The sequence below is a fragment of the Streptomyces plumbidurans genome (assembly GCF_019857225.1).
In the GTDB taxonomy this organism is placed as follows: Bacteria; Actinomycetota; Actinomycetes; order Streptomycetales; family Streptomycetaceae; genus Streptomyces; species Streptomyces plumbidurans.
Window position 1 is genome coordinate 114,153 of the sequence record NZ_JAFJSY010000018.1, and the last position, 26,705, is coordinate 140,857.

At 71.0% G+C, this 26,705-nt stretch carries 20 protein-coding genes and 1 pseudogene; 7 read left to right on the plus strand and 14 right to left on the minus strand.

Features of this window, described 5'->3' with window-relative positions:
- Window positions 1-42: 42 nt before the first annotated feature.
- The 3 genes from JYK17_RS15300 to JYK17_RS15310 form a co-directional block, all read right to left on the minus strand.
- Complete coding sequence (locus tag JYK17_RS15300; RefSeq protein ID WP_108013931.1) at window positions 43-1,077, minus strand: ABC transporter permease; 1,035 nt, start codon at window positions 1,075-1,077, stop codon at window positions 43-45.
- Window positions 1,078-1,618: 541 nt separating this feature from the next.
- Window positions 1,619-3,526 (minus strand): translational GTPase TypA, encoded by a 1,908-nt coding sequence (typA, locus tag JYK17_RS15305; protein ID WP_108013930.1) that lies wholly within the window; start codon window positions 3,524-3,526, stop codon window positions 1,619-1,621.
- Window positions 3,527-3,664: 138 nt separating this feature from the next.
- Window positions 3,665-5,746, minus strand: coding sequence for an ABC transporter family substrate-binding protein (locus JYK17_RS15310; RefSeq protein ID WP_222810547.1), 2,082 nt, complete (start codon window positions 5,744-5,746; stop codon window positions 3,665-3,667).
- A gap of 335 nt (window positions 5,747-6,081) precedes the next feature.
- Here JYK17_RS15310 and JYK17_RS15315 point away from each other — a divergent pair, with 335 nt between their 5' ends.
- Genes JYK17_RS15315 through JYK17_RS15330 form a run of 4 tightly spaced genes read left to right on the plus strand, consistent with a single transcriptional unit; the run spans window position 6,082 to window position 9,940 of the window.
- Complete coding sequence (locus JYK17_RS15315) at window positions 6,082-6,372, plus strand: Rv0250c family protein (protein ID WP_108013928.1); 291 nt, start codon at window positions 6,082-6,084, stop codon at window positions 6,370-6,372.
- Window positions 6,373-6,391: 19 nt separating this feature from the next.
- The gene (sdhC, locus tag JYK17_RS15320) at window positions 6,392-7,213 is read left to right on the plus strand and encodes a succinate dehydrogenase subunit SdhC (protein ID WP_108013927.1); all 822 of its coding nucleotides are present in this window, start codon (window positions 6,392-6,394) and stop codon (window positions 7,211-7,213) included.
- A 16-nt stretch (window positions 7,214-7,229) separates the two neighbouring features.
- Window positions 7,230-9,173 (plus strand): fumarate reductase/succinate dehydrogenase flavoprotein subunit, encoded by a 1,944-nt coding sequence (locus JYK17_RS15325; protein ID WP_108013926.1) that lies wholly within the window; start codon window positions 7,230-7,232, stop codon window positions 9,171-9,173.
- A complete protein-coding gene (locus tag JYK17_RS15330) occupies window positions 9,170-9,940 on the plus strand; it encodes a succinate dehydrogenase/fumarate reductase iron-sulfur subunit (protein WP_108013925.1) in 771 nt (256 codons plus the stop codon). The genes JYK17_RS15325 and JYK17_RS15330 overlap by 4 nt, the downstream gene beginning before the upstream one ends.
- A 34-nt stretch (window positions 9,941-9,974) precedes the next feature.
- On the opposite strand, the gene JYK17_RS15335 is transcribed toward JYK17_RS15330, so the two are convergent.
- Window positions 9,975-11,108, minus strand: coding sequence for a glycoside hydrolase family 18 protein (locus JYK17_RS15335; protein WP_222810548.1), 1,134 nt, complete (start codon window positions 11,106-11,108; stop codon window positions 9,975-9,977).
- A gap of 116 nt (window positions 11,109-11,224) precedes the next feature.
- Between JYK17_RS15335 and JYK17_RS15340 the strand changes: the two genes are divergently transcribed.
- Entirely contained in the window at window positions 11,225-13,279 is a 2,055-nt protein-coding gene (locus JYK17_RS15340; RefSeq protein WP_222810549.1) for a hypothetical protein, read from the plus strand.
- A gap of 16 nt (window positions 13,280-13,295) precedes the next feature.
- Here JYK17_RS15340 and JYK17_RS15345 read toward each other — a convergent pair whose 3' ends face one another.
- The 6 genes from JYK17_RS15345 to JYK17_RS15370 form a co-directional block, all read right to left on the minus strand.
- On the minus strand, window positions 13,296-15,998 hold the full coding sequence (locus JYK17_RS15345) for a SpoIIE family protein phosphatase (protein ID WP_222810550.1): 2,703 nt from the start codon (window positions 15,996-15,998) through the stop codon (window positions 13,296-13,298).
- 299 nt (window positions 15,999-16,297) lie between these two features.
- Window positions 16,298-16,762 (minus strand): ATP-binding protein, encoded by a 465-nt coding sequence (locus JYK17_RS15350; protein WP_128802006.1) that lies wholly within the window; start codon window positions 16,760-16,762, stop codon window positions 16,298-16,300.
- Window positions 16,763-16,856: 94 nt separating this feature from the next.
- Entirely contained in the window at window positions 16,857-17,267 is a 411-nt protein-coding gene (locus tag JYK17_RS15355) for a (deoxy)nucleoside triphosphate pyrophosphohydrolase (protein WP_128802007.1), read from the minus strand.
- 46 nt (window positions 17,268-17,313) lie between these two features.
- The gene (locus JYK17_RS15360) at window positions 17,314-17,505 is read right to left on the minus strand and encodes an SPOR domain-containing protein (protein WP_108013919.1); all 192 of its coding nucleotides are present in this window, start codon (window positions 17,503-17,505) and stop codon (window positions 17,314-17,316) included.
- Between the two features lie 352 nt (window positions 17,506-17,857).
- Entirely contained in the window at window positions 17,858-18,610 is a 753-nt protein-coding gene (locus tag JYK17_RS15365) for a GntR family transcriptional regulator (RefSeq protein ID WP_128802008.1), read from the minus strand.
- Window positions 18,611-18,892: 282 nt separating this feature from the next.
- The gene (locus JYK17_RS15370) at window positions 18,893-19,723 is read right to left on the minus strand and encodes an oxidoreductase (protein ID WP_222810551.1); all 831 of its coding nucleotides are present in this window, start codon (window positions 19,721-19,723) and stop codon (window positions 18,893-18,895) included.
- 140 nt (window positions 19,724-19,863) lie between these two features.
- On the opposite strand from JYK17_RS15370, the gene JYK17_RS15375 reads away from it, so the two are divergent.
- Window positions 19,864-20,760: a LysR family transcriptional regulator gene (locus tag JYK17_RS15375; protein ID WP_222810567.1), complete on the plus strand. Its 897-nt coding sequence runs from the start codon at window positions 19,864-19,866 to the stop codon at window positions 20,758-20,760.
- Between the two features lie 83 nt (window positions 20,761-20,843).
- Here JYK17_RS15375 and JYK17_RS15380 read toward each other — a convergent pair whose 3' ends face one another.
- From JYK17_RS15380 to JYK17_RS15395, 4 genes and pseudogenes are all read right to left on the minus strand, one after another.
- Window positions 20,844-21,386 (minus strand): DUF488 domain-containing protein, encoded by a 543-nt coding sequence (locus tag JYK17_RS15380; RefSeq protein WP_222810552.1) that lies wholly within the window; start codon window positions 21,384-21,386, stop codon window positions 20,844-20,846.
- 51 nt (window positions 21,387-21,437) lie between these two features.
- Window positions 21,438-21,769: pseudogene (locus JYK17_RS15385) on the minus strand (cupin domain-containing protein).
- A gap of 550 nt (window positions 21,770-22,319) precedes the next feature.
- The gene (locus JYK17_RS41195; protein ID WP_222810553.1) at window positions 22,320-22,994 is read right to left on the minus strand and encodes an acyl-CoA synthetase family protein; all 675 of its coding nucleotides are present in this window, start codon (window positions 22,992-22,994) and stop codon (window positions 22,320-22,322) included.
- Window positions 22,995-23,268: 274 nt separating this feature from the next.
- Window positions 23,269-24,156 (minus strand): alpha/beta fold hydrolase, encoded by an 888-nt coding sequence (locus tag JYK17_RS15395; protein WP_128802013.1) that lies wholly within the window; start codon window positions 24,154-24,156, stop codon window positions 23,269-23,271.
- 183 nt (window positions 24,157-24,339) lie between these two features.
- Here JYK17_RS15395 and JYK17_RS15400 point away from each other — a divergent pair, with 183 nt between their 5' ends.
- On the plus strand, window positions 24,340-26,610 hold the full coding sequence (locus JYK17_RS15400; RefSeq protein WP_222810554.1) for an MMPL family transporter: 2,271 nt from the start codon (window positions 24,340-24,342) through the stop codon (window positions 26,608-26,610).
- The last annotated feature ends 95 nt before the right edge of the window (window positions 26,611-26,705 follow it).

A 26,705-nucleotide genomic window follows, 5' to 3' on the forward strand; every position in this document is an offset into this window, starting at 1 on the left:
TGTGCCAGTCCGGTATCCGGGCGAGGACGCCCAATCCGTGGGTCAGCGCGCCGTCTTGGGGTCGAAGGCGTCCCTGACCGAGTCCCCGAGCAGGTTGAAGGCCACGATGAAGATGATCATCGAGATGCCCGGGAAGAACATGTAGGTGATGTCGTTCTGCATCACGAGTTCGGTCGACGCCTTGGAGAACATCTGGCCCCAGTCCGGCGTCGGTTCGACGATGCCCACGCCGAGGAAGGACAGACCGGCCTCCGCCGTCACGAAGTTGGGCAGCATGTAGGTGCCCTGGACGAGGATCGGCGTGACCACGTTCGGCAGGATCTCGCGGCGGATGATCCGCCAGGGGGGTGCGCCGCTGACCCGGGCCGCCTCGATGAACTCCCGTTCCCGCAGGGCGAGTGTGGTGCCGCGCAGAATGCGTCCGAGGCTCATCCAGCCCAGGAACCACTGCACCATGATCAGCGCGACCACCCGGACGTAGACCGGTGTCTCGTCCTTCGGGCTGACGAACAGTGAGACCACGACCGGCATGCTGGCGATGAAGAACAGCTGCGCCGGGAAGGCCAGCAGGAAGTCGATGACCCGGCTGATGAAGTAGTCCGCCCTGCCGCCGAGATAACCGGCCGTCACACCGAGCAGGATGCCGGTGAGCACGGTCGCGACCGTGACGGCAAGGGAGATCATCAGCGAGGTGCGGATGCCGTAGAGGAGCTTGGTGAACACGTCGTAGCCGTTGCCCGGTTCGAGGCCGAACCAGAAGTCGCCGCTGATGCCGCCGTTGGGCTGCACCGGCACGCCGGCACTGTCGAAGAGGTCGGGACGCTCGTCGGCGTAGACGGTGTACGGGTTCTTGCCGTACAGCTTCGCGATCAGCGGGGCGGCCGCGGCGATCAGGAAGAAGAAGATCACGATGCAGGCCGAAATCACGCCGGTGCGGTCGCGCTTGAAGCGGATCCACATCAACTGGCCGGGGGACCGGCCCTGAAGCTCCTTGGCCTCGGGTGTCGTCGTCGGCTGGATCGCACCGTCGACGACGACCGAGGTGCCACCGTCCTCGACGTCGATAGGACTTGTCACAGTTCGCCCATTTCACAGGTGTGGATGTGAGAGGTTCCCGGTACTGCGCCGGCGCGCGAACTCCCTGAGAGACGCGCGTAGCCAAAGGACCTGATCACACAGCTGGAAGCGGCGAGCCGAACCACCTTGTCTTCACGGCACCGCGCATGGGGCTCCTCCTCATGACTCCACGTGTTCACCAACAGGTGGGGGCACATGTCCGGCCTCCGACACCCCTGACGGATGGTCAGACACCCCCTGGCGCTCGCGATTCGGCGCTGTCCCCACAGCGCTGGACCCCGTTGACCCGAGCTACGCGGCTAACTATCTGCCATGAGCAGGGGGCCGACCACCCGCTGTAAATCTCAATTCAGTCACAGCTGACGCGTAGATCTTCCAAAACTCGGACAAACTGTTCGGGAGGAGAAGGCCACGAAACGGACGTGTTACATGGCTATCGGGCGTACCGGTCCGCATTCCGGACGACAACGGCCCGAAAACGGGTTGCAAAAAGCCCGGCCGCTCCCACACTTGGAGCGACCGGGCTTCAACCCGTTCGGGGTCAGCCGTGCTTGGCGCGGCTCGCGGCGCGGGCGCGCTCGCGCGCGTCCAGGTTGACCTTGCGGATCCGGACCGCCTCCGGGGTCACCTCGACGCACTCGTCGTCACGGCAGAACTCCAGCGACTGCTCCAGCGAAAGCCTGCGCGGCGGCACGATCGATTCGGCCACGTCGGCCGTCGAGGACCGCATGTTGGTGAGCTTCTTCTCCTTGGTGATGTTGACGTCCATGTCGTCGGCGCGGGAGTTCTCGCCGACGATCATGCCCTCGTACACCTCGGTGCCCGGCTCCACGAACAGCACGCCGCGCTCCTGCAGGTTCGTCATCGCGAACGCGGTGACCGAGCCCGAGCGGTCGGCCACGAGCGAGCCGTTGTTGCGCGTGGTCAGCGTGCCGAACCAGGGCTCGTGACCCTCGTGGATGGAGTGGCCGATGCCGGTGCCGCGGGTCTGCGTCAAAAACTCCGTACGGAAGCCGATCAGACCGCGCGAGGGCACCACGAACTCCATGCGCACCCAGCCCGAGCCGTGGTTGGACATGTTGTCCATCCGGCCCTTGCGCACGCCCATGAGCTGGGTGACCGCGCCCATGTGCTCCTCGGGCACGTCGATCGTCATGCGCTCGACCGGCTCGTAGACCTTGCCGTCGACGTCCTTGGTGACGACCTGGGGCTTGCCGACCGTGAGCTCGTAGCCCTCGCGGCGCATGGTCTCGACGAGGATGGCGAGCGCCAGCTCACCACGGCCCTGGACCTCCCAGGCGTCGGGACGCTCGGTGTCGAGGACACGCAGCGAGACGTTGCCGACCAGCTCGCGGTCGAGGCGGTCCTTGACCTGGCGGGCGGTGACCTTGCGGTCCTTGACGACCGCCTTCGCGTCGGCGCCCTTGCCGGAGCCGCCGCGGCCGACCATCGGGGAGGTGTTGGTGCCGATGACCATGGAGATGGCCGGCTCGTCCACCGTGATCAGCGGGAGCGGGATCGGGTTCTCGGTGTCGGCCAGGGTCTCGCCGATCATGATGTCCGGGATACCGGCGACGGCGCAGATGTCGCCCGGGCCTGCCTTCTCGGCGGGCTTGCGGGTCAGCGCCTCGGTCATCATCAGCTCGGAGATGCGCACGTTGGCGACGGTGCCGTCACGCTTGATCCAGGCCACGGTCTGGCCCTTGCGCAGCTCGCCCTGCTCGACACGCAGCAGCGCGATACGGCCGAGGAAGTTGTCCGCGTCCAGGTTGGTGACGTGGGCCTGCAGCGGCGCGCCCTCGTCGTAGGTCGGGGCCGGGATGTGCTGCAGGATCGTGGAGAAGAACGGCTCCAGGCTGCTGGAGTCGGCCGGGACCGTGCCGTCCTCCGGCTTGGTCAGCGAGGCGATGCCGTCACGGCCGCAGGCGTAGACGATCGGGAACTCGATCTGCTCCTCGTCCGCGTCCAGGTCGAGGAAGAGGTCGTAGGTCTCGTTGACCACCTCGTCGATGCGGGAGTCCGGGCGGTCCGTCTTGTTGATGCAGAGGATGACGGGCAGCCGCTGCTGGAGCGCCTTGCGCAGCACGAAGCGGGTCTGCGGCAGCGGGCCCTCGGAGGCGTCCACGAGCAGGACGACGCCGTCGACCATCGACAGACCGCGCTCGACCTCGCCGCCGAAGTCGGCGTGGCCGGGGGTGTCGATGATGTTGATCGTGATGACCTCCCCGCCGTCCTTGGGGTGGTACTTCACCGCCGTGTTCTTGGCGAGGATCGTGATGCCCTTCTCACGCTCCAGGTCGTTCGAGTCCATCATGCGGTCGTCGACGCCTTCGAGCTGGTGCGCGGCGAAGGCACCGGCCTGCTTCAGCATGCCGTCGACGATGGTCGTCTTCCCGTGGTCGACGTGGGCGACGATGGCGACGTTGCGGATGTCGTGGCGCGTGGCCATAGTGCGGCGTACTCCCGGAGCTTGAGGAAGGCCTGTGCGTGCGTCCGTGTGACGCGGGCCCTGCCGGGCTTGACACGCCACGGCCTTACCCCATGGTACGTGGCTCCGGGCGGGGCGGCCTCCGCAGGGCCGCCCGGCTCAGTCCCGGGAGGGGCTCGGCGAGGGCTTCGCGCCCTTCCTGAGGAAGCCCAGGTCCTCGTAGACCGGGGTCATGAGGCCGAACGACCCGGCGTTCACCAGGTTCTTCTTCGCGGCCGTCAGCTGGGGGCGCTGATAGAGCGGGATGGAGCCGGCGGTGGCCCAGATCCGGGAGTCGGCCTTGCGGATCAGGGAGCGGTTCTTGCCGCCGTCCAGGGTGGCGGATGCCTGGTCGAAGAGCTGGTCGATCCGGTCGGTGCCGACGCGGGTGTAGTTCTGCTGGACGTCGAGGGAGCCGTCCGCGGCCGGGACCGGCTTGGCGTAGACGGGCCGGGCGTCCGTGGCGGGGAAGGCGGAGGCGGGCCAGGAGTACAGGGCGAGGTCGAACTGCCCGGCCGCGATGTGGTCCTTGAAGTAGCTCTCGTCGGAGACCTTGGTGATCTGCGTGGTGATACCGACCCGCTCCAGCATGCGGCTGATCCGGTCGGCCACGGTGCGCAGCACGTCCGAGCCGGTTCCCGAGGGGAGCACGAAGCGCAGGGCGAGCGGTTTGCCGTCCTTGGCCAGCGCCCCGGCCCCGACGGCCGCCGGGGCGGCGGTGCCCTTGGGGGCGTAGGCGCCGGGGACACCGCGGTGCTGCTGCGCCTGGTCCTGCTTGCTCGTGTGGTCCCTGGCGTCCTTGCCGTCCCCGCGGCTGTCGCCGTTCTTGTCGTCCTTGTCGTCCGAGCCGACGATGTACGTCCCTTCGTCGCCGCCCTCGGACTCGTCGTCGGCCTTCCTGCCCTTGGCGCCGGCGGCCTTCTCGCCCTTCTTCTCCTGCTCCTTGACCGGTCCCCCGCGCACCCAGCCGGCGTCCGCGAGCAGCGCCTGCGCCTTCTCGGTGTCCTGGTGGCCGAGCGCGCCGCTGCTGTCGGCGTAGGCGGCCTGCCCGGACAGCGCGAGGTGGCTGCCGACGGGCACCGCGGGCAGCCCGAGCGGTTTGAGGACGGCCTGGGCGAGTGCCGTGCGGTCCAGGGCGCGGGCGACGGCCCGGCGTACGCGCTCGTCGGCGAGGGGGCCCGTGGAGCCGTTGAGGGCGAGCTGGGTGTAGGCGGGCTCCAGCGATCTGCGGACCGCGAAGTCCTGGAGGGCCTTGGCGGGGGTGCTCCGCCTGCCGGGGCCCATGAGCGGGGTGCTGGTGCCCTTGGCCCGGCCGGCCAGGGCGAAGCGGTCGGCGTCGGACGGGTCGATCTCGGCCAGGTCCAGCTTGCCGTCGGCCAGCGCCTCGGCCCGCTTGCCGAGCGGCACGGCCTTCAGGTCGATCTCGTCGAGCTTGGCGGGCCGGCCCCACCAGCGCCGGTTGCGGACCAGGACGACCTGGGCGTTCTTGGTGTCGACCTGCTTGAGGGCGAAGGGCCCGGCGGTGAGCTTGAGCTTCTTGCGCGCGCCGTCGTTGAAGGCGTCCGGCGTCCCCATGACCTCCTTGGGGTACAGCGGGGTGAACAGCGACTTCCAGTCGGCGTACGGCCGCGCGAAGGTGACCTTGACCTGGAGGTCGTTGGCGCCGCGCTCGACCTTCTCGATGCGGTCGTAGCCGGCGTTGCGGGCGGTCCAGTAGGAGCTGTCCTTGCCGGACAGGGCGCGCCACTGGGCGGCGAAGTCGGCGGCGCCGATCTCGCGGCCGTCGCTCCACACGGCCTGCTGGTTGAGCTTGTAGAGCACGACCTGCTTGGGCTTGGTGTCGACGACCTTGGCGGACTCCAGGTAGTCGGCGTTGCGCTGCGGCCGGCCCTTGGCGTCCATCCGGTACAGGGACGGCAGGACGGCCTGTGCGACGCGGCTCGTGACGGCGTCGGCGTCCGACTGGAAGGTGTTGAGGGTCTCCGGCACGTCGTCCACGGCCCACCGCAGCGTGCCGCCGTCGGCCATCTGGGCGCGGGCGGCGGGCGCGATGTCCGGCCCCGCGAGCGGCTTGCCCGCCGGGTCCTTCGAGCTGCACCCGGTCAGCGCGGACACCGCGAGCGCGCCCGCGACGAGGAAGGCGGCCGACCGCAGTGCAGCGCTGGGACGGACAGACATGGGTCCGACGCCGTCGTGGGACATCTCTTCCTACCTCCGAGCAGCCGCTCCGGCCGGAACACAAGTGGGGATCTGATCACATTTGGCGGTATTTTGGAGCTGATCAGATCTTTGGCCCCACTGAAGAGGAAAGGGTTCGCCTCTTTACGGCGACACGGCGGCGGGCGCGGGCAAGCTCACTCGTGTGGCGCAACGTACGCCGGGGGCGCATACAGAGCGCATGCGGGCGTGCACATGGAGGCTTGCAATCCGCCAATCGCTGCACATCCCTTCCCACCGGCAGGTGTGACGCGCAACACTCGCAGGCGCATGAACGTAGCCACCTGGGGCCCGACGGCCCATGGAAGTGAGGTCACGTCATGTCCGTGCAAGACGACCTGACGACAATGCAGCGCTGCCTGGACGAGCTGTCACGCTCCATGGGTCGCCTGGAGAAGCAGCTGGGCAGCGACGGGCTGGACATGCGCCGTGTCCGGACCGACGCGGATCACCTGCGGGAGAGTGTCGCGCTCCTGCGCACTGCGGCGGCGAGTCCGGCCGCGCCGCGCAAGCCCGAGCTGGTCACCATCCCCGACACCCCGTACGACCCCTCGTTGTGGATCGACACGGACGACGAAGGACTCGGCGCCCGCGACCGCCACGCCCCCTGAACCCGACCGGAGTCATGAGTTGGCCACTGGTACGGAACCACATCTGAACAGCGGCGGCGTACGGACCGGTACGCGCGCCGCGATCGACGCCCCGCATCTGCGCACCGACCGCTGGTGGCTGGCTCCCGCCGTCACCGCGGCCGGTCTGCTGGCCTTCATCGTGTATTCGACATGGCGGGCCTTCGCGAACGCGGACTACTACTCGGCGCCGTACGTCTCCCCGTTCTACTCGCCCTGTGTGGCGGAGAACTGCAAGAACATGCCCTCGGGCCCCAACGCCGACATCTTCGGCAGCTGGTGGGCGATCTCCCCGGCGATCATCATCCTGATCTTCCCGCTGGGCTTCCGCCTGACCTGCTACTACTACCGCAAGGCCTACTACCGGGGCTTCTGGGCCTCGCCCCCGGCCTGCGCGGTGGCCGAGCCGCACAAGAAGTACTCCGGTGAGACCCGCTTCCCGCTGATCCTGCAGAACATCCACCGGTACTTCTTCTACGCGGCGATCCTGGTCGCCCTGGTGCTGACGTACGACACGGTGCTGTCCTTCCGCGACACGGACGAGAACTGGGGCCACATGGGCCTCGGCACCGTCGTGTTTTTGATCAACATCGCGCTGATCTGGGCGTACACGATCTCCTGCCACTCCTGCCGGCACATCGTCGGCGGCAAGCTCAAGCACTTCTCCAAGCATCCTGTGCGCTACAAGGCATGGCAGTTCGTAGGGAAGCTGAATGCCCGTCACATGTTGCTCGCCTGGGCGTCGTTGGTGAGCGTCGCGGTCGCCGACTTCTACGTCTATCTGCTCGCCTCGGGCGCCTTCGACGATCCGCGGTTCTTCTGATGAGGGGTGCCAACTGATGTCCGTGGTCGACCGCCAGGAGTGGGACGTTGTCGTGGTCGGCGCCGGGGGCGCCGGACTGCGCGCGGCCATCGAGGCCCGCGAGCGAGGCGCCCGTACGGCAGTCATCTGCAAATCCCTGTTCGGCAAGGCCCACACCGTGATGGCCGAGGGCGGCATCGCGGCGTCGATGGGCAACGCCAACCCGCACGACAACTGGCAGGTCCACTTCCGCGACACCATGCGCGGCGGCAAGTTCCTCAACCAGTGGCGGATGGCCGAACTGCACGCCCAGGAGGCCCCGCAGCGGGTGTGGGAGCTGGAGACCTGGGGCGCCCTCTTCGACCGTACGAAGGACGGGAAGATCTCCCAGCGCAACTTCGGCGGCCACGAGTACCCGCGCCTCGCGCACGTCGGCGACCGCACGGGCCTGGAGTTGATCCGCACGCTGCAGCAGAAGATCGTCTCGCTGCAGCAGGAGGACAAGAAGGAGACCGGTGACTACGAGTCGCGCCTGAAGGTCTTTCAGGAGTGCACGGTCACAAGGATTTTGAAGGACGGCTCGCGCGTCTCGGGCGTCTTCGCCTACGAGCGTGAGACGGGCCGTTTCATGGTCCTGGAGGCCCCTTCCGTCGTCCTCGCGACCGGCGGCATCGGCAAGTCCTTCAAGGTGACGTCCAACTCGTGGGAGTACACCGGCGACGGGCACGCGCTCGCGCTGCTGGCCGGGGCGCCGCTGCTGAACATGGAGTTCGTGCAGTTCCACCCGACGGGCATGGTCTGGCCGCCGTCGGTGAAGGGCATCCTCGTCACGGAGTCCGTGCGCGGCGACGGAGGGGTGCTGCGCAACTCCGAGGACAAGCGGTTCATGTTCGACTACATCCCCGACGTCTTCAAGGAGAAGTACGCGGAGTCGGAGGAGGAGGCGGACCGCTGGTACGAGGACCCCGAGAACAACCGGCGTCCTCCCGAGCTGCTCCCCCGCGACGAGGTCGCCCGCGCGATCAACTCCGAGGTGAAGGCGGGCCGCGGTTCCCCGCACGGCGGGGTCTTCCTCGACGTGTCGACGCGTATGCCCGCCGAGATCATCAAGCGTCGACTGCCGTCCATGTACCACCAGTTCAAGGAGCTGGCGGACGTGGACATCACGGCGGAGGCGATGGAGGTCGGGCCGACCTGCCACTACGTGATGGGCGGCATCGCCGTCGACTCCGACTCGGCGGCGGCGCGCGGGGTGCCGGGGCTGTTCGCGGCCGGGGAGGTCGCGGGCGGCATGCACGGCTCCAACCGCCTGGGCGGCAACTCCCTTTCCGACCTGCTGGTGTTCGGACGCCGGGCGGGTTGGCACGCGGCCGAGTACGCGACCGGGCTGACGGACGCCCGCCCGCAGGTCGACGAGGTCGAGGTCGACACGGCCGCGGCGGAGGCCCTGCGGCCCTTCTCCGCGGAGGGACCGGCCCCCGGCGAGGACGACGCACGCCCGCCGGAGAACCCGTACAGCGTGCACCAGGAGCTCCAGCAGACCATGAACGACCTGGTCGGCATCATCCGCCGCGAGGGCGAGATGGAGCAGGCCCTGGAAAAGCTGGCGGACCTTCGCGTACGGGCGCGCAGGGCGGGCGTCGAGGGGCACCGGCAGTTCAACCCCGGCTGGCATCTCGCCCTCGACCTGCGCAACATGCTGCTGGTCAGCGAGTGTGTGGCGCGGGCCGCGCTGGAGCGCACCGAGTCGCGCGGCGGCCACACCCGCGAGGACCATCCGACGATGGAACGCAAGTGGCGCAACATCAACCTGCTGTGCCGGCTGACCGACCCCACGGGCGGGCTGGCGGCCACGGACCCGGTCCGCGGCCAGATCGCCCTGACCCGGGAGACCACCGAACCCATCCGCGCCGACCTGCTCGCTCTCTTCGAGAAGGAGGAGCTGGTCAAGTACCTCGCCGAAGAGGAGCTGTACGAGTGAGCAGCTACAAGGCCCGCTTCAAGGTGTGGCGGGGCGATGTCAAGGGCGGCGGCCTGGAGGACTTCGAAGTCGAGGTCAACGACGGTGAAGTGGTGCTGGACATCATCCACCGGCTCCAGGCCACCCAGGCCCCCGATCTCGCCGTGCGCTGGAACTGCAAGGCGGGCAAGTGCGGTTCGTGCTCGGCGGAGATCAACGGCCGCCCGCGGCTGATGTGCATGACGCGCATGTCGGTCTTCACGCGGGAGGAGACGATCACGGTCACCCCGCTGCGCGCCTTCCCGGTCGTGCGCGACCTCGTCACCGACGTCGGCTTCAACTACCAGAAGGCGCGCGAGGTCCCGGCCTTCGTGCCGCCGGCCGAACTCGCCCCGGGCGAGTACCGGATGATGCAGGAGGACGTGGACCGCTCGCAGGAGTTCCGCAAGTGCATCGAGTGCTTCCTGTGCCAGGACACCTGCCACGTGGTGCGCGACCACGAGGAGAACAAGCCGGCCTTCGCAGGGCCGCGCTTCCTCATGCGCGTCGCCGAACTCGACATGCACCCCCTGGACGCGGCCTCCGACAGCGGCCTCGACCGCAAGAAGACCGCCCAGGACGAACACGGCCTCGGCTACTGCAACATCACCAAGTGCTGCACCGAGGTCTGCCCCGAGGGCATCAAGATCACGGACAACGCCCTGATCCCGCTGAAGGAACGGGCGGTCGACCGGAAGTACGACCCGTTGGTGTGGTTGGGGTCGAAGATCAGGAGGAGGTCTTCATAGTTGGCCCTGGGCGTCTGCCGGCGGGCCGAGGTCGTCAGCGCACCCAGCCGTCCTGATAGGCCCGCCAGTCCTTCTCCGTGGCCGCGAAGTCGACGTACAGGGCGACGCCGAAGTGTGCGCGGCCGGGGTCGGTGCGGGACAGGCCGAGGCGGACTCCGTGGATTGCGGCGGAGGCCGTCTCGGCGTGGGCCCAGTGGCCGAAGCGGTTCTCGTGGAAGAAGGGCAGGCCCATCAGGAGGTCCGTGGACTTCGGGGTGACCTCCAGGGCGAGGCTGGTCTGCTCGGCGACGTACCCGCCGTAGAGGCTCTGCAGCGGCTGCATGGTGTCGTACGACATCACGGCGATCTGGTCGACCCGGCGGGCCACCTGGCCGAAGTATGCCTGGGACCACCACTTGGGGTGGCCCGTGAGCGTGCCCCAGACCGAGTGGAAGGCGGGCAGCGGGTCGATCTGGTAGGCGGCGACGGAGAGCGGGACGCCGGCGGCCGCGGTGACCTTGTGCAGGGCGTCCAGGAGCGCGAGGTAGTGACGGTCGCCCGAGTGAAGGGGTTCCAGGTCGAAGTGGGCGCCGTCGAAGCCCGCGGCGAGGATCTGGCGGGTGGAGGCGACCACGGCGGCCCTCGTCGCGGCCCGATCCAGACGCAGGCCCACGGGGCCCTCGGTGGCGAGCACGTCGCCCAGCCACGCCTGCACCCGGACGCCGGGGGCCGCACGGTGCACGGCGCCGATGAACCGGCGCGCCTTCGGATACGCCGACTTCGGAAGGGTCCCGTCGTGCTCCAACGGGCCCGCGTGCACGTACAGGTCGTGGATTCCGGTCTTCTTCAGCCGCTCGGCGAGCGCGGTGACGTCCGTGTCCGTCTTACGTCCGTCGATCCAGGCGTGGCCCAGCCAGATGGCGTCACGGTTCCTGGTGTACGTGCCCTTCGCCGGGTCGCCGGTGTAGTTCAGGCGCAGCGCGGTCTCGGCGGCGAGAAGGGGGACGAGGAGGACGAGGACCAGGGCCAGGGCGGTGCGTCTGAGGCGGCGGGGCCATCTGCGTCTCGCGGGCGAGCCGACGCTCGTGCCCTCGCCGGTCGCCGGCTCACCGGACTCCACGCCCTTCCCGTTCTCCGCGTTCTCCGCGTTCTCCGCATCCGTCACCGGTTCGGCGGTCGGCTGGTCCATGTGCGCTCCCCCTCGGCCTTCTTCGTCCGTGCCCATCCGACCCCCTGTGTCACCCCGGCCCCACGCGGGACGTATCCCGGTCGCGCGCCCGCATTCCTGCTCATACGCTCCGAAATGTGACGTCATCCTCGATCCGGAGCCGGCCGCGGCGGGCCACCTCCCACATATGGGTGCGATTGGCGCACACCCTGGTGGGTGCCGTCGCCGGCGTGGTGTGGCTGGTGCTGCCGTGGATGACGATCAACAACGACGTGCCGGTTCCGGCCACCCGTGCGACCCCGCAGGGCGCGAGCGCTGCCGCGGCGGCCCGGGACGAGACGTCGGCGAGCGATCTGGTGCTGCCGCTGGCGGTGGTGGTCGTGGTGGTGGTGCTCGCGGGATACGGCTATGTGCGGCGCACGCGGCGGGCCCGGACGCGTACGACGCCGGGCGGCACCGTCGCCCTCGCACCTCCGGCCGCGGGGCCGCTCTCCGAGGACGACGAGCGCGCGCGGGCGGCGCTGGTGGAGGCCGACGACTGTGTACGTACCAGCCGTGAGGAGCTGGGCTTCGCCGAGGCGCAGTGCGGGGCCGACGCCGTGGAGCCCTTCGCGCTGGCCGTGCGGGACGCCGCGTCCGAACTGTCGGCGGCTTTCCGGATGCGGCAGCAGTACGACGAGGGGGTACCCGCGGACGAGACGTCCCGTCGGCACGCGCTCGCGGGGATCGTCGGGCGGTGCCGGGAGGCGGGGCGACGGCTGGACACGGAGGCCCCGGCCTTCGACCTCCTGCGCACACCGCTGCACGGCAGTCTGAACGAGGCGCTGCAGCCGGCCGAGGCCCGCTTCCGTGACCTGACGGCACGCACCGCGGCGGCGCAGACAACGCTGGCCGACGCCGTCGAGCGATACGGCCACGCCGCAACCGCCGCCGTCACCGGCCACCTGGAACAGGCCAAGGACCGCCTGGTCTTCGCCACGGTCAACTTCAACCAGGCCCGCCAACGAGCCGACGCGGGCGACGCGGAGGGCGCGGCCCGTCACCTCCGCGCCGCCGAGGGCGCGACTGCCCAGGCGGGGGTGCTCGTGTCCTGCGTCGAACGACTCTCGGCAGATCTGACAGCGGCTGCCGAGCTGGTGCCGGATGTGCTGAGCGCTGCGGAGGGGGAGCTTGCGGGGGTGGAGGGGGTGGGTGTGCGGGGCGCGGGGGCGAGTGCGCAGGGGGTGGGTGCGCAGGGCGCGGGCGGGCAGGGCGCGGGTGCGAAGGCGACGGGCGGCCAGGGCTCGGGCGGGCAAGGCCCGGGAGTGCAGGAGGCCGGCACGCAAGGCCCGGGCGAGCAAGCCGCGGGCGCACAGGAGGCAGGCGGACAGGGCGCGGATGCGCAAGGCACGGGCTGGCGGGAGGCCGGCGCGCGGGGCTTGGGCGTGCAGGAGGCCGCTCAACACGCGGGCGCGCAGGGCGCGGGCGATCGAGGCGCGGACGCGCAGGGCTCGGGTGCGCAACGCGATGGGCAGGAGCCGGGCGCGCGAGGTTCGAGCGGGCAAGGGACGGGCTGGCAGGACTCGGGCGTACGGGACCTGGGCGCACCAGGCGCGGACGCACAAGACGCTGGCCGGCGGGCGGCTGCCGTTCAGGGCGCGGATGGGCAGGACGCTCAGGGGGCGGCCCCCGGTCTCACCCCCGGTGAGCTGCACTCCCTCGCTGCTCACGCCGGGATCGTCCTGGCCGCCGTGCGAGAGGAGGTGGCCCTTGGGGCGTACGACCCGCTCGACGCTGTGCGGAAGATCACGCAGGCGCTCGCGCCGGTGGCGGCGGGGCGGGGTGGAGCGCTGTCGGTGGGCGCGCTGCTGGCCGCGCGCAGTGCCGTTGCTCTCGCGGACGGCTTCGTCGCGGCGCACCGGGGCGCCCTGGGCAGTACCGCGCGCACCCGGCTGGCGGAGGCCGAGCGGCTGCTCGCCGCGGAGCCGCCCGATCCGCACACGGCCGACGCCCTGGCCCGCCAGGCCCTCGCGCTCGCCGAACAGGACGTCCGGATGTACGGCAACCCCATCGCCGGCGCAGCCGAGCACGCGAGCGGAGCCGCCGGAGCCGTCGTCGGCGGCATCCTCCTGGGCGGCGGCCCCGACGGCGGCCCGCCCGCCTCGTTCGGCGGCCCCCGCACCCGCGCCCGCCGCGGAAAACCACCAGGCTGAGGCCCGCCAAAGGCGCTCAGAACAGGCTGAGCAACGCCTCCGCCGGATCCGCCAGCCCCGTTTCCCCGTCCGGTAGGGGGAGTTCGAACCAGACTGTCTTGCCGCGTGGGGTGCGGCGGGAGCCCCAGGCTGCGCTGAGGAGGCCGACGAGTTGGAGGCCTCGGCCGCCCTCGTCGGTGTCGCGGGCGCGGCGGCGGCGGGGCTGTACGAGGCCGGAGTCCCAGACCTCGCAGACCAGGGTGCGGTCGAGGAGCAGGCGGAGCCTTATCTCGCCCTCGCCGTAGCGCAACGCGTTGGTGACCAGTTCGCTGACCAGCAACTCCGTGGTGTCGACCAGGGGTTCGAGGCCCCAGGAGAGCAACTGGCCGCGGGCGTACTCGCGGGCCCGCCCCACGCTGCGCGGTTCGCGCGGCAGCGTCCAGTCGCCGACGGAGTCGACGGGCAGGCCCTGGACGCGGGCCATCAGCAGCGCGATGTCGTCCTCGCCGTGATGGGTGTCGAGGGTGTTCAGGACGTGGTCGCAGACGTCCTCCAGTGGGAGGGTCGGGTCCGTGAGGGCTCCGACGAAGGCCTGCAAACCCTCGTCGAGGGGGTGATCGCGGCTTTCGACCAGTCCATCCGTGTAGAGCGCGAGCAGGGCGCCTTCGGGTAGTTCGACCTCCACCTCCTCGAAGGGCTCCCCGCCGACGCCGAGCGGCATCCCCGGCGGCACGTCCAGCATCAGCGCGTCCTCACCGGGTTCGACCAGGACGGGCGGCAGATGGCCCGCGTTGGCGAACGTACAGCGGCGCGTGACGGAGTCGTAGACCGCGTAGACGCAGGTCGCGAGGTACACCTCGGAGAGGTCCGCCTCGCGGGGGCGGCGGGCGGCGCGGGTCGCCTGCTGGACTCCTCCGGGGGCGCCGAGTCCGCGCGCGATCTCGTCCAACGCGCTGAGCACCTCGGCCGGTTCGAGGTCCAGGAGGGCAAGTGTCCTGACGGCCGAGCGCAGTTCACCCATCGCCACGGCCGCGCGCAGACCGCGGCCCATGACGTCCCCGACCACCAACGCCGTACGGTGTCCCGGCAGTTCGATGACGTCGAACCAGTCGCCGCCGACCTCGCTGGGGCGGTCGGCGGAGGAGTTGCCCGGCAGATAGCGGCAGGCGATGTCCAGGCCGGAGGCGACCGGGTCGCCGGGCGGCAGCAGCGATCGCTGCAGTATCAGGGCGCGTTCGTGCTCACGGCGGTACAGGCGCGCGTTGTCGATGCAGACAGCCGCCCGCGCCGCGAGCTCCACCGCCAGGTCCCGGTCCCGGTCCCCGAACGGCTCGCTGCCCTTGGTCCGGGCGAACTGCGCGAGTCCTACGACGGTGTCGTGCGCGACCATCGGCACGGCCAGCGTGGACTGGACGAGGCCGCCCTCCTCGGCGGGGACGAGCTGGGGGCGGGCGGTGCGCAGGGCGTCCGCACAGGGGGAGTTGAAGGGGTAGTGGTGGACGGCGCCCACGGCGACGGGCGCGCCGCCACCGACGAACGGCGCGTCGGAGACCGCGCTGGCGAAGGCGACCCGGCGGAGCTCCGCGCTGCCGTCGGCGAGCCCGGGCGGGGCCTCGTCGCCCGCGAGCAGGCCCCGGTAGAGGTCGACCGTGGCGAGGTCGCAGAAGCCGGGGACGACGACGTCGAGGAGTTCGCGGGCCGTGGTCTCCAGGTCGAGGGAGTTGCCGATCCGGGCGCCGGCCTCGTTGAGAAGGGCGAGATTGCGCCGCGCCGCGGCGGCCTCACGGGCGGCGGCGCGCCGGGACGTGATGTCGGTTCCCAGCCATGCGATGCCGATGGGGCGACCGGAGCCGCTGTGCACGCGGTAGAGGTTGATGGACCAGTGACGGCGCTCCTGCGAACCCGGCACGAAGCCCGTGACGTGCATGTCCGTGATGGAGTCGCCGGTCTCCAGGACCCGGCGCAGGGTCGCCGAGACCCGCTCGGCCTCGGGGCTGCGCAGATAGTCGTGGACGCCGCGGCCGCGATGGTCGTCGGGCGTGCCGCCGAAGGTGCTGGCGAACTGCTGGTTGGCGCGGCGGATCCGCAGTTCGGGGTCGATCAGCAGGAAGCCGAAAGGAGATTGACCGAAAATGGACTGCGAGGCGGCGAGGTCGGTCTCGATACGGCGCAGGGTGCGGACGTCGACGACGATGCAGACGGCGGCCTTCTCGCCCTCCTCGGTCCGCGTCGGCATGACGTAGACCTCGGCGAGGGCCTCGCTGCCGCCCTCCTCCTTCGCCGTCTCGGGCTTGCGGAAGGGGACGACGCCGGTCCACTCCCGGCCGTCGAGGATCTCGGCCATCTTGCGCTGGCCCTGCTCATGCAGGCCGGGGTCGACGAACGCCTCGATGGGGTCCATGCCGACCGCCCGCTCGGCGGGGATCCCGAGGAGCTGCTCGGCACGCAGGCTCCACTGGTCGACGAGCCCGTCGGGGCCGATGGAGAAGGACGCGACCTGGATGTAGTCGTACATGGAGCCGGGCGGGCTGCTCTGCCAGATGGCGTCACCGGCGGGCACGTCGTCGCCGAGGCCGGTGTCCCGGCTGCCCGCGCGCGCCGAGGAGAACTCCTCACGGGCGGACGGGTCCGCCCCCGTCGTCCCGCTCGTCGCGTCGGCCACGGCACCACCCGCGGCCTCCGCCCTCGCGCCGTCCGACGGGTCCTCGGACTCCGTGGCCTTCGCTGGTATCTCGCTCACGCGAACCGTCCCCTCCAGCTCACCGCGTCCGGCATCGGTCACCGGGGGCGGCTGCCCGCAGTATCCAGCACTACGGCGCCGCACAACACGGTGTTCACGATCACAGCACGGTCCCGACGGTTTTCGGTCCCGGCTGCGACAACACTTCCAGTCTTCTAACCAGCCAACACCTCGTCGAATCACGCCTGTCCCACACTTCCACTGGCCTGAACCAGCGGGTCGACAGTGCGGGAGCCCTCGTACAGGCTCCGCGGACAGATCCGAACCGGCCGTAAAGCACCCGGATCGCGCCGCCCCGGCTACCGCACTTGCCGGACCGGACCCGGGCCGGGTTCGCCCGGCACCGCGAGTTCGAACCACACCGTCTTGCCCGCCGCTCCGGGCCGGGTACCCCATCGGCGCGAGGAGAGGGCGACCAGTTGCAGTCCGCGTCCGCCCTCGTCCTCGGCACGGGCGATGCGTTCGCGCGGAGGGTCGGGGAGCGGATCGGATACCTCCACCAGCAGGACGTCGGCCAGGCCGTGGGGGCGTACGAGGCGTACGCCGATGGGTCCGGTGGCGTGCCGCAGGGAGTTGGTGACCAGTTCGCTGACCAGCAGGGCGGTGAGATCGCCGAGGACGTCGAGCTGCCAGTGGTGCAACTGGCCGCGGACGGCGGCGCGCGCGTTGCGGACGGCGCCCGGTTCCGCGGGAAAGCTCCACTCGGCGCAGTCGCCTTCGGAGTCGATCACGCCGATCACTTCCCAGGCCAGAAGCCCACCCATGTCCGGTTTCGTGGGGTTAATGGGCACATACCCGATATCCGGTTCCCAGTACCGTCCGCGGCGGCGCGCCGTGGCACGAACGGCGCAGGAGTGCTCAGCGGGTTTCGCTGCCGGGCAGTGCGCTCAACTCGCGCACCGCGGCCACGTCCTGGTCGAGCCAGTCGACCTCCCAGATCTCGTCCGCGGCCAGCCAGCGCAGTTCGTCGTGGTCCTGGAGGGGCTTGGGGTCGGCGGAGCCGGGGCGCAGCCGGGCGGTCCACGCCTGCAGAACGTACGGCGGCTTCAGGGGCCACTCCCCCGGTACGCGCGCCACGACCTCGGCGTCCACGCCGAGTTCCTCGCGCAGCTCGCGCACGAGCGCGGCCTCGGGGCCCTCGCCCGGCTCGACCTTGCCACCGGGGAGTTCCCAGCGGCCGGCCAGCTCGGGCGGTGCGCTGCGGCGCGCGGCGAGCAGGCGGCCGGCGTCGAACAGGGCGGCCCCCACCACCACGATCCGTTCCGTCATGGGCGGGAGACTACGGGACCTCGGGGGGCGGGTCGGATGCCGACCGTCAGTTGCGGACGGCGTCCCCGCTCTGCCCGAGTCGCTCGACCCAGTACAGCTGCTTGTGACCTCGGTCGCCGAGGCTGTCCGCGATCTTCTGGGCCTCCGCCCGGGTCGCGTACCGGCCCACGCGGTAGCGGTTGCCGTTGTCGTCCTGCCGTATGACGAGCCAGGGAAGAGTGATCGTGCCGTCGTTCATCACGCCCCACCCCTTCTTCCCGTCCCGGCCCGACCGCCATCCACCCGCGGTTCGTGCCCCGCCCAGCCCGCCAACGAAACCGCAATCCGCATATGCCCGAGCCTACGCCTAACCTTTACGCAGCGAATACGACTTTTCACAAAGAGGTACGCAACCGGCCAGGCCGAAGGGGGCGCATGACCTTGGATGCGCCCCGCGCGGGCAGCGACGCATCCGGTCAGCGGCCTGACGGACACCACTCATAGCGACCTGCGAGAACGGCCAGATTCAACCGGCGCGCGGGCCGGATCCGAGGGCGCACGACGGGGGCCGCTGCGCCGAGGCGCGGGCCCTGTCGTCGTAAAGGTGTGCGCTATTTCACTGGGAGGTGGTACGCAGCGCGGTAGCGGTCGGCGGGGATGACGACGTCGGCGGTCTCCACCGGGCGGCCGGACGCGAAGAACGTGCGCTGGATGACCAGGACGACATGGCCGGGGACGCCGCCCAGGGCCTGCAGTTCCTCCGCGAGGCCGGGGCGGGCGCCGACCTCCTCGGTGACGTTGTCCACGATCACGTCGATCGCCGCCATGCGCTCGACGACGCCCATGCCGCCGAGCGGGCCCTCCTCGGGGAGCATCACGGGGGTGCGGCCGGTGACCGCGAGGGGCTCCCAGGAGGTGGAGAGCATCATCGCCTCGCCGGCCTCCCTGAAGACGTACCGCGTGCACATCACGCGGTCGCCGGGCTTGATGGCGAGCCGCTCGGCGACGGAGGCACTCGCCCCGGTCTGTGCGCTGCTCGACTCCCAGGTGCCGCGGCCGTCGCCGTCGGCCTGCTCCTGGCGGAAGGGGGTGGCCCCGCCGATCGGGCGGAACCCGGAGCGGGCCACGCTGCGGGGCACCGCACGCTCGCGGACGTAGGTCCCCGACCCGGAACGGCCCTCGACCAGGCCCTCCGCCATCAGCACCTTGCGCGCCTCCAGGGCCACGGTGTCCGAGACGCCGTACTCCTCGCGGATCCTGGCCTGGGAGGGGAGGCGGGTGTGCGGGGGCAGCGAACCATTGATGATCTTCTGACGAAGATCACCCGCGACGCGCAGGTAGGCCGGCTGCTCACCGAAAGTCACGGGCCGCTCCCATCAGGTTGTACAGACAGCAACAGCCTGGCAACCGTGGGTTGGCCGGTGCAAGTAAAGGCCAGAGAATCACTCGATGTGATGACTTGTGCTGGTGGAAGCCTTTACGCAGGCACTTTCTCCCCGCTATGGCGGTCCTCACACCTCAATTCCGGAGTCAGCTCCTCCGCAGCCTCCTCGGTCCCTGCCGCCTCCCGGCCGTAGGTCGGTACGCGGCGGGGCCCAGAGCTTCGCGTGCGGTGACCGGGGGGCGGAGACTGGCCAGGACGCGGCCTAGTCGTCGATCGCGGTGGCCCGAGTGCGCTTCTCCCAGGCGGCGATCTCCGTGCGCACCTGGTCGAGCTTGCCGAGGACGGCCTCGACGCCGTCCTCGCCGAGCGGCAGGTGCAGGGGCGTCTGCTCGGCCTCCAGGGCGGCGAGGACCAGGGCCGCCGCCTTGGCCGGGTCGCCCGCCTGGGTGCCGTCGCCGCCCGCGACGGTCTCACGGGTCCGGCTGACACCGGCGTACACCCCGCTGTCCGCGCTGACTCCCGCGCGGCTGCTGTCGAACAGGGCCGTCCGGAAGGAACCCGGCTCCACGATCAGCACCTTGATGCCGAAGTCGCGCACCTCGTCGGCGAGGCCCTCGGACAGGCCCTCCAGTGCGAACTTGGTCCCGCTGTACGCCGAGAACCCCGCGAAGGACATCTGCCCGCCCATGCTGCTCATCTGCACGATCGCGCCCGAGCGCCGCTCACGCATGTGCGGCAGCACCGCGCGCGTGAGGGCGGCGGGGCCGAAGACATGCACGTCGAACAGTTCGCGCAGTTCGGCGTCGGTGGTCTCCTCGAAGGCGCCGACATGGGTACGGCCCGCGTTGTTGACGAGGACGTCGATCCGCCCGTGCCGTGCGATCACGTCCCGTACGGCCGGTTCGGCGGCGGTGACGTCGGAGACGTCCAGCCGCAGTGCCTCCACCTGGTCGGGGTGGGCGGCCACGAGGTCGTCCAGCCCCTCGGGCCGGCGCGCGGCACCCACCACGACATCGCCCGCGGCGACGGCCGCCTCCGCGATGGCCCGCCCGAATCCGCTGCTGGCACCGGTGATCAGCCACACCTTGTTCATGACACACCCTCCGTAAAGAGCACTCGAAGCACCGTTGCGGGCACTCGGAGCGGCTCTCCTCGTCCGCTCCTGGCGCTCGTCGACCAGGCTGCTCCCCTGGCCCGTGGCCCGTCCAAGACCTACGGTGACAACCGATGGCTATGACGACGGACGTCCATGTGCGGGACCTGCGCTACTTCGTGACGGTCGCCGAGGAACTGCACTTCACGCGCGCGGCGGAGCGGCTGTATGTCTCACAGCCCGCGCTGAGCAAGCAGATCCGGGCGCTGGAGCGGCAGTTGGGGGTCGAGCTGCTGCGCCGCGACCGGCACAGCGTGGCGCTCACCGCGGCGGGCACGGCGCTGCTGCCGCACGCCCGGCAAGTGCTGGAGGCGTGGGCACGGGGCGCGGCGGCGATGGAGCAGGCGCGGGCCGCGCAGCGCAGCACCCTGGTGGTGGGCATGAGCACCAGCCCCGGGCGCGGCGGACTGCTGCCCGCGATCCGCTCCCGCTTCACGTCCGCGCATCCCGAGGCAGCGGTCCGGCTGCGCCAGGTGAGCTGGGAGGACCCGAGCGCGGGTCTGGCGGACGGCGACGCGGACGTGGCCTACGTCTGGCTGCCGCTGCCGGACCAGGAGCGCTACGCCTGGATCGTGGTCGCCGAGGAACCCCGCCACGTCGCCCTCCCGGAGTCCCACCCGCTCGCCGCCCGCTCCGAGGTCGACTTCACGGACCTGGCCGACGAACCCTTCCTCGCCCTCCCCGAGAGCGCGGGACCCCTGCGCGACTACTGGCTCGCCCTCGACGAGCGCGCCGGCCGCCCGCCCCGGATCGGCGCAGAGATCGCGAGCACGGAGGAGACGTACGAGGCCCTCGTCGCGGGCCTCGGCGTCTGCCTGGTGGCCGCGGGCAACGTCCCGCTCCTCACCCTCGGCGGCGTGGTGACCCGCCCGGTCCACGGAGTCGACCCCAGCCGGTACGCCCTGGCCTGGCGCAAGGCTGACCACAGCCCCCTCGTGCGGGCCTACGCGCAGGCGTGCCGACCCGCGGCCGTGTGAGGGGCGCCTCGCGGAGGCCTGTCGGTGGCCCGCCGTCCTCCGGCCGGACCCTGTCGCCCCCGGCCGGTCCCAGTCGTACGCGGTCAGTGCCGGTCGTACACCAGAAGGCCGTCGTCGCGCAGCCGCGCGCCGGGCGCGGGCTCGTGTTCGGTGAGCCGCCCGTCGTGAGCCAGGTGCAGCACAGAGGTCCGGCGGGCGAGGACCGCGAAGTCGGCGATGATCCGCCGGTGGCAGCGCCACCACACCGTCTCGGCGCACATCACGGCGGTCCGTACGTCCGCGACCTGCCGCAGGAGGTCGTCCATCGCGGCCACGAACCGCGGGTCGCGGGTGTATCCGGCGTAGCCGCGGAAGGAGGCGTTCTCCCAGTACGTGTCGAGTGAGTCCGGTGCGGGCCTGCGGAAGCCTCCGAGCCGCTGTTCCCACCGGTAGGCGATGCCCTCACGGGGCAGCCATCGCGCCAGGGCGTCCTTGCCGGCGTCGGGGTTGCGGCGGCTTCCCGGGGCGGTGCGGACGTCGACCACGGCCAGCACACCGGCGCCGTGGAGGAGGGCGGCCAACTCCTTGCGGGCGGCGGTGCCGTGGCCGAAGGTGAGCAGTGGCGTGGAGCCGTCCGCGCGGGTCACCGCGGTCCCCGTCCGGGGTGCCGGCTGCTGCGGCTGTTCGTGGGCTGCACGTCAGGCCTGTTCGGCGACGGTGAGCAGTACGGCCGCGTCTGCGAGTGCCTGGAGGCTGTGGCGGGCCGGGGGATGGCGATGAAGTCACCGGTATGTCCGTCCCAGGGCGTGTCGCCGCTGATGAGCCGTACGCCTCCGCGCAGCACCAGCAGCGTCGCCTCGCCGGGACTGTCGTGTTCGGCCGGCGAGGCACCGGCGGTCAGGGCGAGGGGGGTCTGGCGCAGGGTGTGTTCGTGGCCGCCGTAGACGGTCGTGGCGCTGCGCCCGGTGGAGGCCGGCGCGGCGCGTTCCAGGTGCTCGCGGGCCTCGGCGTCGAGAGAGGGCTTCTGCATGGTTGCGGTCTCCGGGAAGGTGGGTGGCGGCCTGTGCCGCACCCTGCGGTCCGATCGGTAGCGCACGCCGATACTCGGGCGGGGCGAAGGGTTCCAGCCCCACCTTCCCGCGGCGGGCCCTCGGCGGCGAGCCTGCGCAGCATGTCCCGGTCGCGCAGTGCCTGGCGCAGCAGCTCAAGACCGGACTGGCAGCGCAGCAGGACCCGTCGGCCGGGTTCGGCCGCGAGCGAGGCAAGCTCCAGCGGCAGGAAGTCGGGCAGCGCGGACTCGGGCGGCTCGTGGCCTGTGACGGGTTCCACCGGCCGCGGTGCGTCGATGAGGGCCGGCTGAGCGTCGAGGTGGATCGTCCAGGCGGTACCGGTGGCCCGGCGGATGCCGCGGGAGGGGAAACGGTCCGGGGACTGACTCCGTGTAGTGCTCCCGGTCCGGGATCGCCGCGTGCATCCCGTGCCCGTCGCCCGGGCAGGCACAACCGGCCGCCCCGCTCTCAACCGCACCCATCCGTCCCGCAACCGGCCGGTCACGCAAATCCTGGCGCCGCAGATGGGCCTCATCCCACAGGGCCTCGCCCGCGACATCCCGCTCTCCCCCTTCGCCCGCAACGCCCGCCTCGCGGGGCTCCCGCTCGGCTTTGCCGGCCGTTCGGCGCTACGGATCGGCAAACGGCTTCTCGGCCGACCGGCCGACGCCGTCGCCGGGGAACTCCAGCGCCGCACACGGTGTGCGCCAGCCGCTCCTGCAGGGGCACCACCCAGGTCTCGTCCGTCTTTTCCAGGCACAGGACGTTGCGGGTCAGCAGCCGCAGCGCGTGCCGCGACTCGGCGAGCCGGGACAGGCCGAGGGAGTCCACGACGAGGTAGGGGTTCTCCAGGCGGGCGAAGCATTCGAGCAGTTCGCCGGTCTCCATGCCGAAGGAGAGCAGGGCGGGCAGCGCGCCGATCTTGCCGAGGCCGCACATCACACCCTCGACCTCGATGTGGTTGCGCTGGACCACGGCCACGACATCCCCGCGGCGGATCCCCGCCGCCCAGAAGCGGTCGGCGTAGTCGTCGACGGCCCGGGCGAAGTCGGCGAAGTCGCGGACCGGATGGTCGTAGGTGCGCCACGGCGTGTCCGACAGGAACGGGGTGTCGGGGTGCTTCTCCGCCGCGACGGCAGGCAGGACTCCGAGCGACGCGGTGGGCTCGGGTATCACGTCGAGATTGAGTGCGGACACGTCGGGCATGCGAATTCCCTCTGCTCGGCCTGGCGATTGCTGGGTCTGACAACTGCTGTGGGCAGCACAGTTCTGGGCGGCTGCTGTGGGCAGCACAAACGCGCCCTGCTGCGGGCAATGCGTGCGGGGGGAGTGGTGCGGATGCTCACGCCAATGACCGGAAGCATCCGACACCTAGGAAGAGGCGATATCCCGCCGGATCACTCCATCGAGTTTCAGGAATTCTTCGAGGCGCCCGTGAGTCCTCGGATGCGAGGGGCCGTCGAGGCCTTGGGCCCCTGCTTCAGCCGCCGCGGGCGAACAGCTCGCGCGCGGTCTTCGCCACCAGGTCGGGACGCTCCTCGTGCAGGTAGTGCCCGCAGTCGGCCACGACCTCCACGCTCAGGTCGTCCGCGTGGCCGCCTGCGCCGAAGAGCACGCCGGGCGGCAGCATGAAGTCACGCTCCCCCGCAAGGACCACGGTCGGCGTGGTGAGGCGCAGCTTCTTGTAGCGGCCCAGGAGCAGCTTGGCGATGTCCCGCAGCGCGAAGGCGCGGTGCAGTGCCTCCCCGGCCCGCGCCCGGTCGGGTTCCTGGCTGGAGCGGACGAATTCGTTCATGGCGGCCGGTGTCCACACCGCCTTCTCGACCACGCCCTTGCGCATCAGATAGCGGGTGAATCCGGGCCTGTTGCGCAGCAACCAGCGGCCGAGCAGGGGCTGTTCGAGCAGCGCGGTGTACCAGAAGCGCCAGGACTGCGGCATCAGCCGGCGGTGCAGCGGCCAGGGGTGCAGCATGTTCAGGGCCAGGAAGTGGGTGATCCGCTCGGGGGCCCGCAGGCACAGGTGGAACCCGGTCCAGGCGCCCCAGTCGTGCCCGATCAGCCGGGCTTTGTCCAGGCCGAGTCCGTCCATCAGCGCGAGGACGTCGGCCACCCTGCTGTCGGTGTCGTAGCCCTTGGCCGGTGCGTCGGACCATCCGAAGCCGCGCTGGTCCACACAGATCAGCCGGTATTCGCCGGACAGCAGCGGGAGGAGCCGCCGCCAGCCGTACCAGTGCTGGGGGAAGCCGTGCAGCAGCACCACCGGTTCCCCCTCCCCTGCCTCCGCGACGTGCAGCCGCATGCCTCGTACCTCGACGTAGCCGTGCCGTACGGCCTTCAGCTCGGGCATGGGCGGCGTGTGGTTCTCCACGAGAACTCCCGGGGCTCGACGTGTCTGTCGGCCTGTCAGGAGGAAGCCTTCGGCGCAAAGGTTCCGCGCAACTCGTCGGAACGTTTGCCGCACTCCCCTCCTCCTGACCCTGCGGCGGCTCTACGGAGCCGATCCGGGCCCGATCCAGAAGACGGGCCCTCGCCCTCACCGGAGGAGTAGACCGTGAAACGCAGGGATGGCCTCGCCGAGGCCGCTGGGCGCTGGAGCGCCACGCATCGAGGGGCGGCGGTGCTGCTCTGGCTGACGTTCGTCGTCGCCGCCACCGTCCTGGGCGGTTTCGTCACGCAAGCGGAGCCGACCCCGGCCGAGCTGACCAACGGCGAGGCCCGGCACGCGGAGCACATCCTGGAGCGGTCCGGGCTCGAACTCCCGGCGCACGAGGTGGTGTTCATCCGCGCCGACGCGTCCGCGGTGGACTCCGCGGCGTTCCGGGCGACCGTCACCGACACGGTGAAGCGGGTCAAGGCCACCGGGAAGGTACGGGACGTTGTCTCGCCGCTCGACCCGGCGGGCAGAGCGGCTGTCTCGGCGGACCGGCACGCGGTGCTGGTGCAGTTCGACATGGCGGGCGACGCCGTCGAGGCCAAGGGGGAGGTACAGCCGGTCCTCGACGCCGTCGCGAGGGCGGGCCGGGCCCATCCCGGCTTCCTGGTCGAGCAGTTCGGAGAGGCCTCCTTCGCGCACAAGTACGACGAGAAGCTGCACACCGACTACACGAACGCGGAGTACCTGTCCTTCCCGGTGACGCTCGGCATTCTGCTGGTGGCGTTCGGGGCACTGGTCGCTGCCCTGCTGCCGGTGGTGCTGGCGCTCACCGCCGTGGTCGCCGCGGGCGGACTGCTCACCCTGAGCAGCCATCTGGTGCACATCGACCAGAACGGCAGCTCCGTCATGTCGCTGATCGGCATCGCCGTAGGCGTCGACTACTCGCTGTTCTACCTCCGCCGGGTGCGCGAGGAACGGGCACGCGGCGCGACGACGCGGGCCGCCGTGAACGCCGCGGCCGCCACCTCCGGGCGGTCGGTCATCGTCTCCGGCATCACCGTGATCGTCTCGCTGGCCGGTCTCTACCTCTCGGGCAACGGGATCTTCCTCGGCATGGCGACCGCGACGATCATCGTGGTGGCGGTCGCGGTCCTCGGCTCGGTGACCGTGCTGCCCGCACTGCTCTCCCTGCTGGGCGACCGGACGGACAAGGGCCGGATACCGCTGCTGCCGCGTCCGCGCGCCGAGGAGCCCGGTGACCGGTCCCGCCGCGGCGCACTGGGAGCGCTCCTCGCCGCGGTGCTGCGCCGCCCCGCGATCTCGCTCGTGGTGTGCGCCGGAGCGCTGGTGGCGCTGGTCGTGCCGGCCTTCTCGCTGCACACCTCGGACCCCGGGGTGAGCGACCTGCCGTCCAGGAGTCTGCCGGTGCTTCAGACGTACGAGCGCATCCAGCAGACCTTCCCCGGTTCGTCCACCCCGGCCAAGGTCGTGGTCGCGGCCGACTCCCTGGACGGGCCCGCGGGCGAGGCCGCGCTGCGGGGTTTCCGCGCCGCGAGCACGTCCACGCCGGGGCTGAGCGGGCCGGTGACGTTCCGGGTGTCCAACGACGGCAAGGTCGGCGTCGCCACGATCGGCCTGGTCGGCACGGGCACGGACGAGCGGTCCGTGCAAGCGCTGCGGACGCTGCGCGAGAAGGTCGTACCGGAGACCTTCGGGCGCGTCCCCGGTGCCGACGTCGCCGTCGGCGGGGCCACCGCGGCGTCGGTCGACACCAACGGCCATCTGTCGGGCTCCGCCCCCTGGGTCGCGGGCTTCGTGCTGCTGTTCACCTTCCTGGTGATGCTGTTCTCGTTCCGCTCGCTCGTGATGGCCGGGCTCACGCTGGTGCTCAACCTGCTGTCGGTGGGAGCCGCCTACGGGATCGTGGTCCTCGTCTTCCAGCGCGGCTGGGGCGAGGGACCGCTCGGCTTCACCAGCACCGGTGGCATCGCGTCGTGGGTGCCGCTGTTCCTGTTCGTCTTCCTCTTCGGGCTCTCGATGGACTACCACGTCTTCGTCGTCAGCCGGATCCGCGAGGGCCACGACCGGGGGCTGTCCAACGGCCAGGCGGTCGAGCGCGGCATCAGGTCCACGGCGGGCGTGGTCACCAGCGCGGCCGTGGTGATGGTCGCGGTGGCCGGGGTGTTCGGCATGCTGCCCCAGTTGTCCATGAAGGAGTCGGGCGTCGGCATGGCGACGGCCGTCCTGGTCGACGCGACACTGGTCCGTGTGGTGCTGCTGCCGGCCGCGATGAAGCTGCTGGGCGAGCGGAACTGGTACGTACCCCGCTGGCTCTCCTGGCTCCCGGCCGGCTTCACGGAGTCCGCGCCCGGTTCCGCCACCGACGACGCCGCGGCCACGGACCAGCCGGACGGGACGGACAGGGAGATCGTCCGCAGCGGAGCCTGAAACCCGGCTCAGCCGTGGGGCCTGCACCCCCGCACGCCGATGCCGCCGAACCCCTCGGGTCCGGCGGCATCGGCATACTCGGGGCCGTGGCCGCG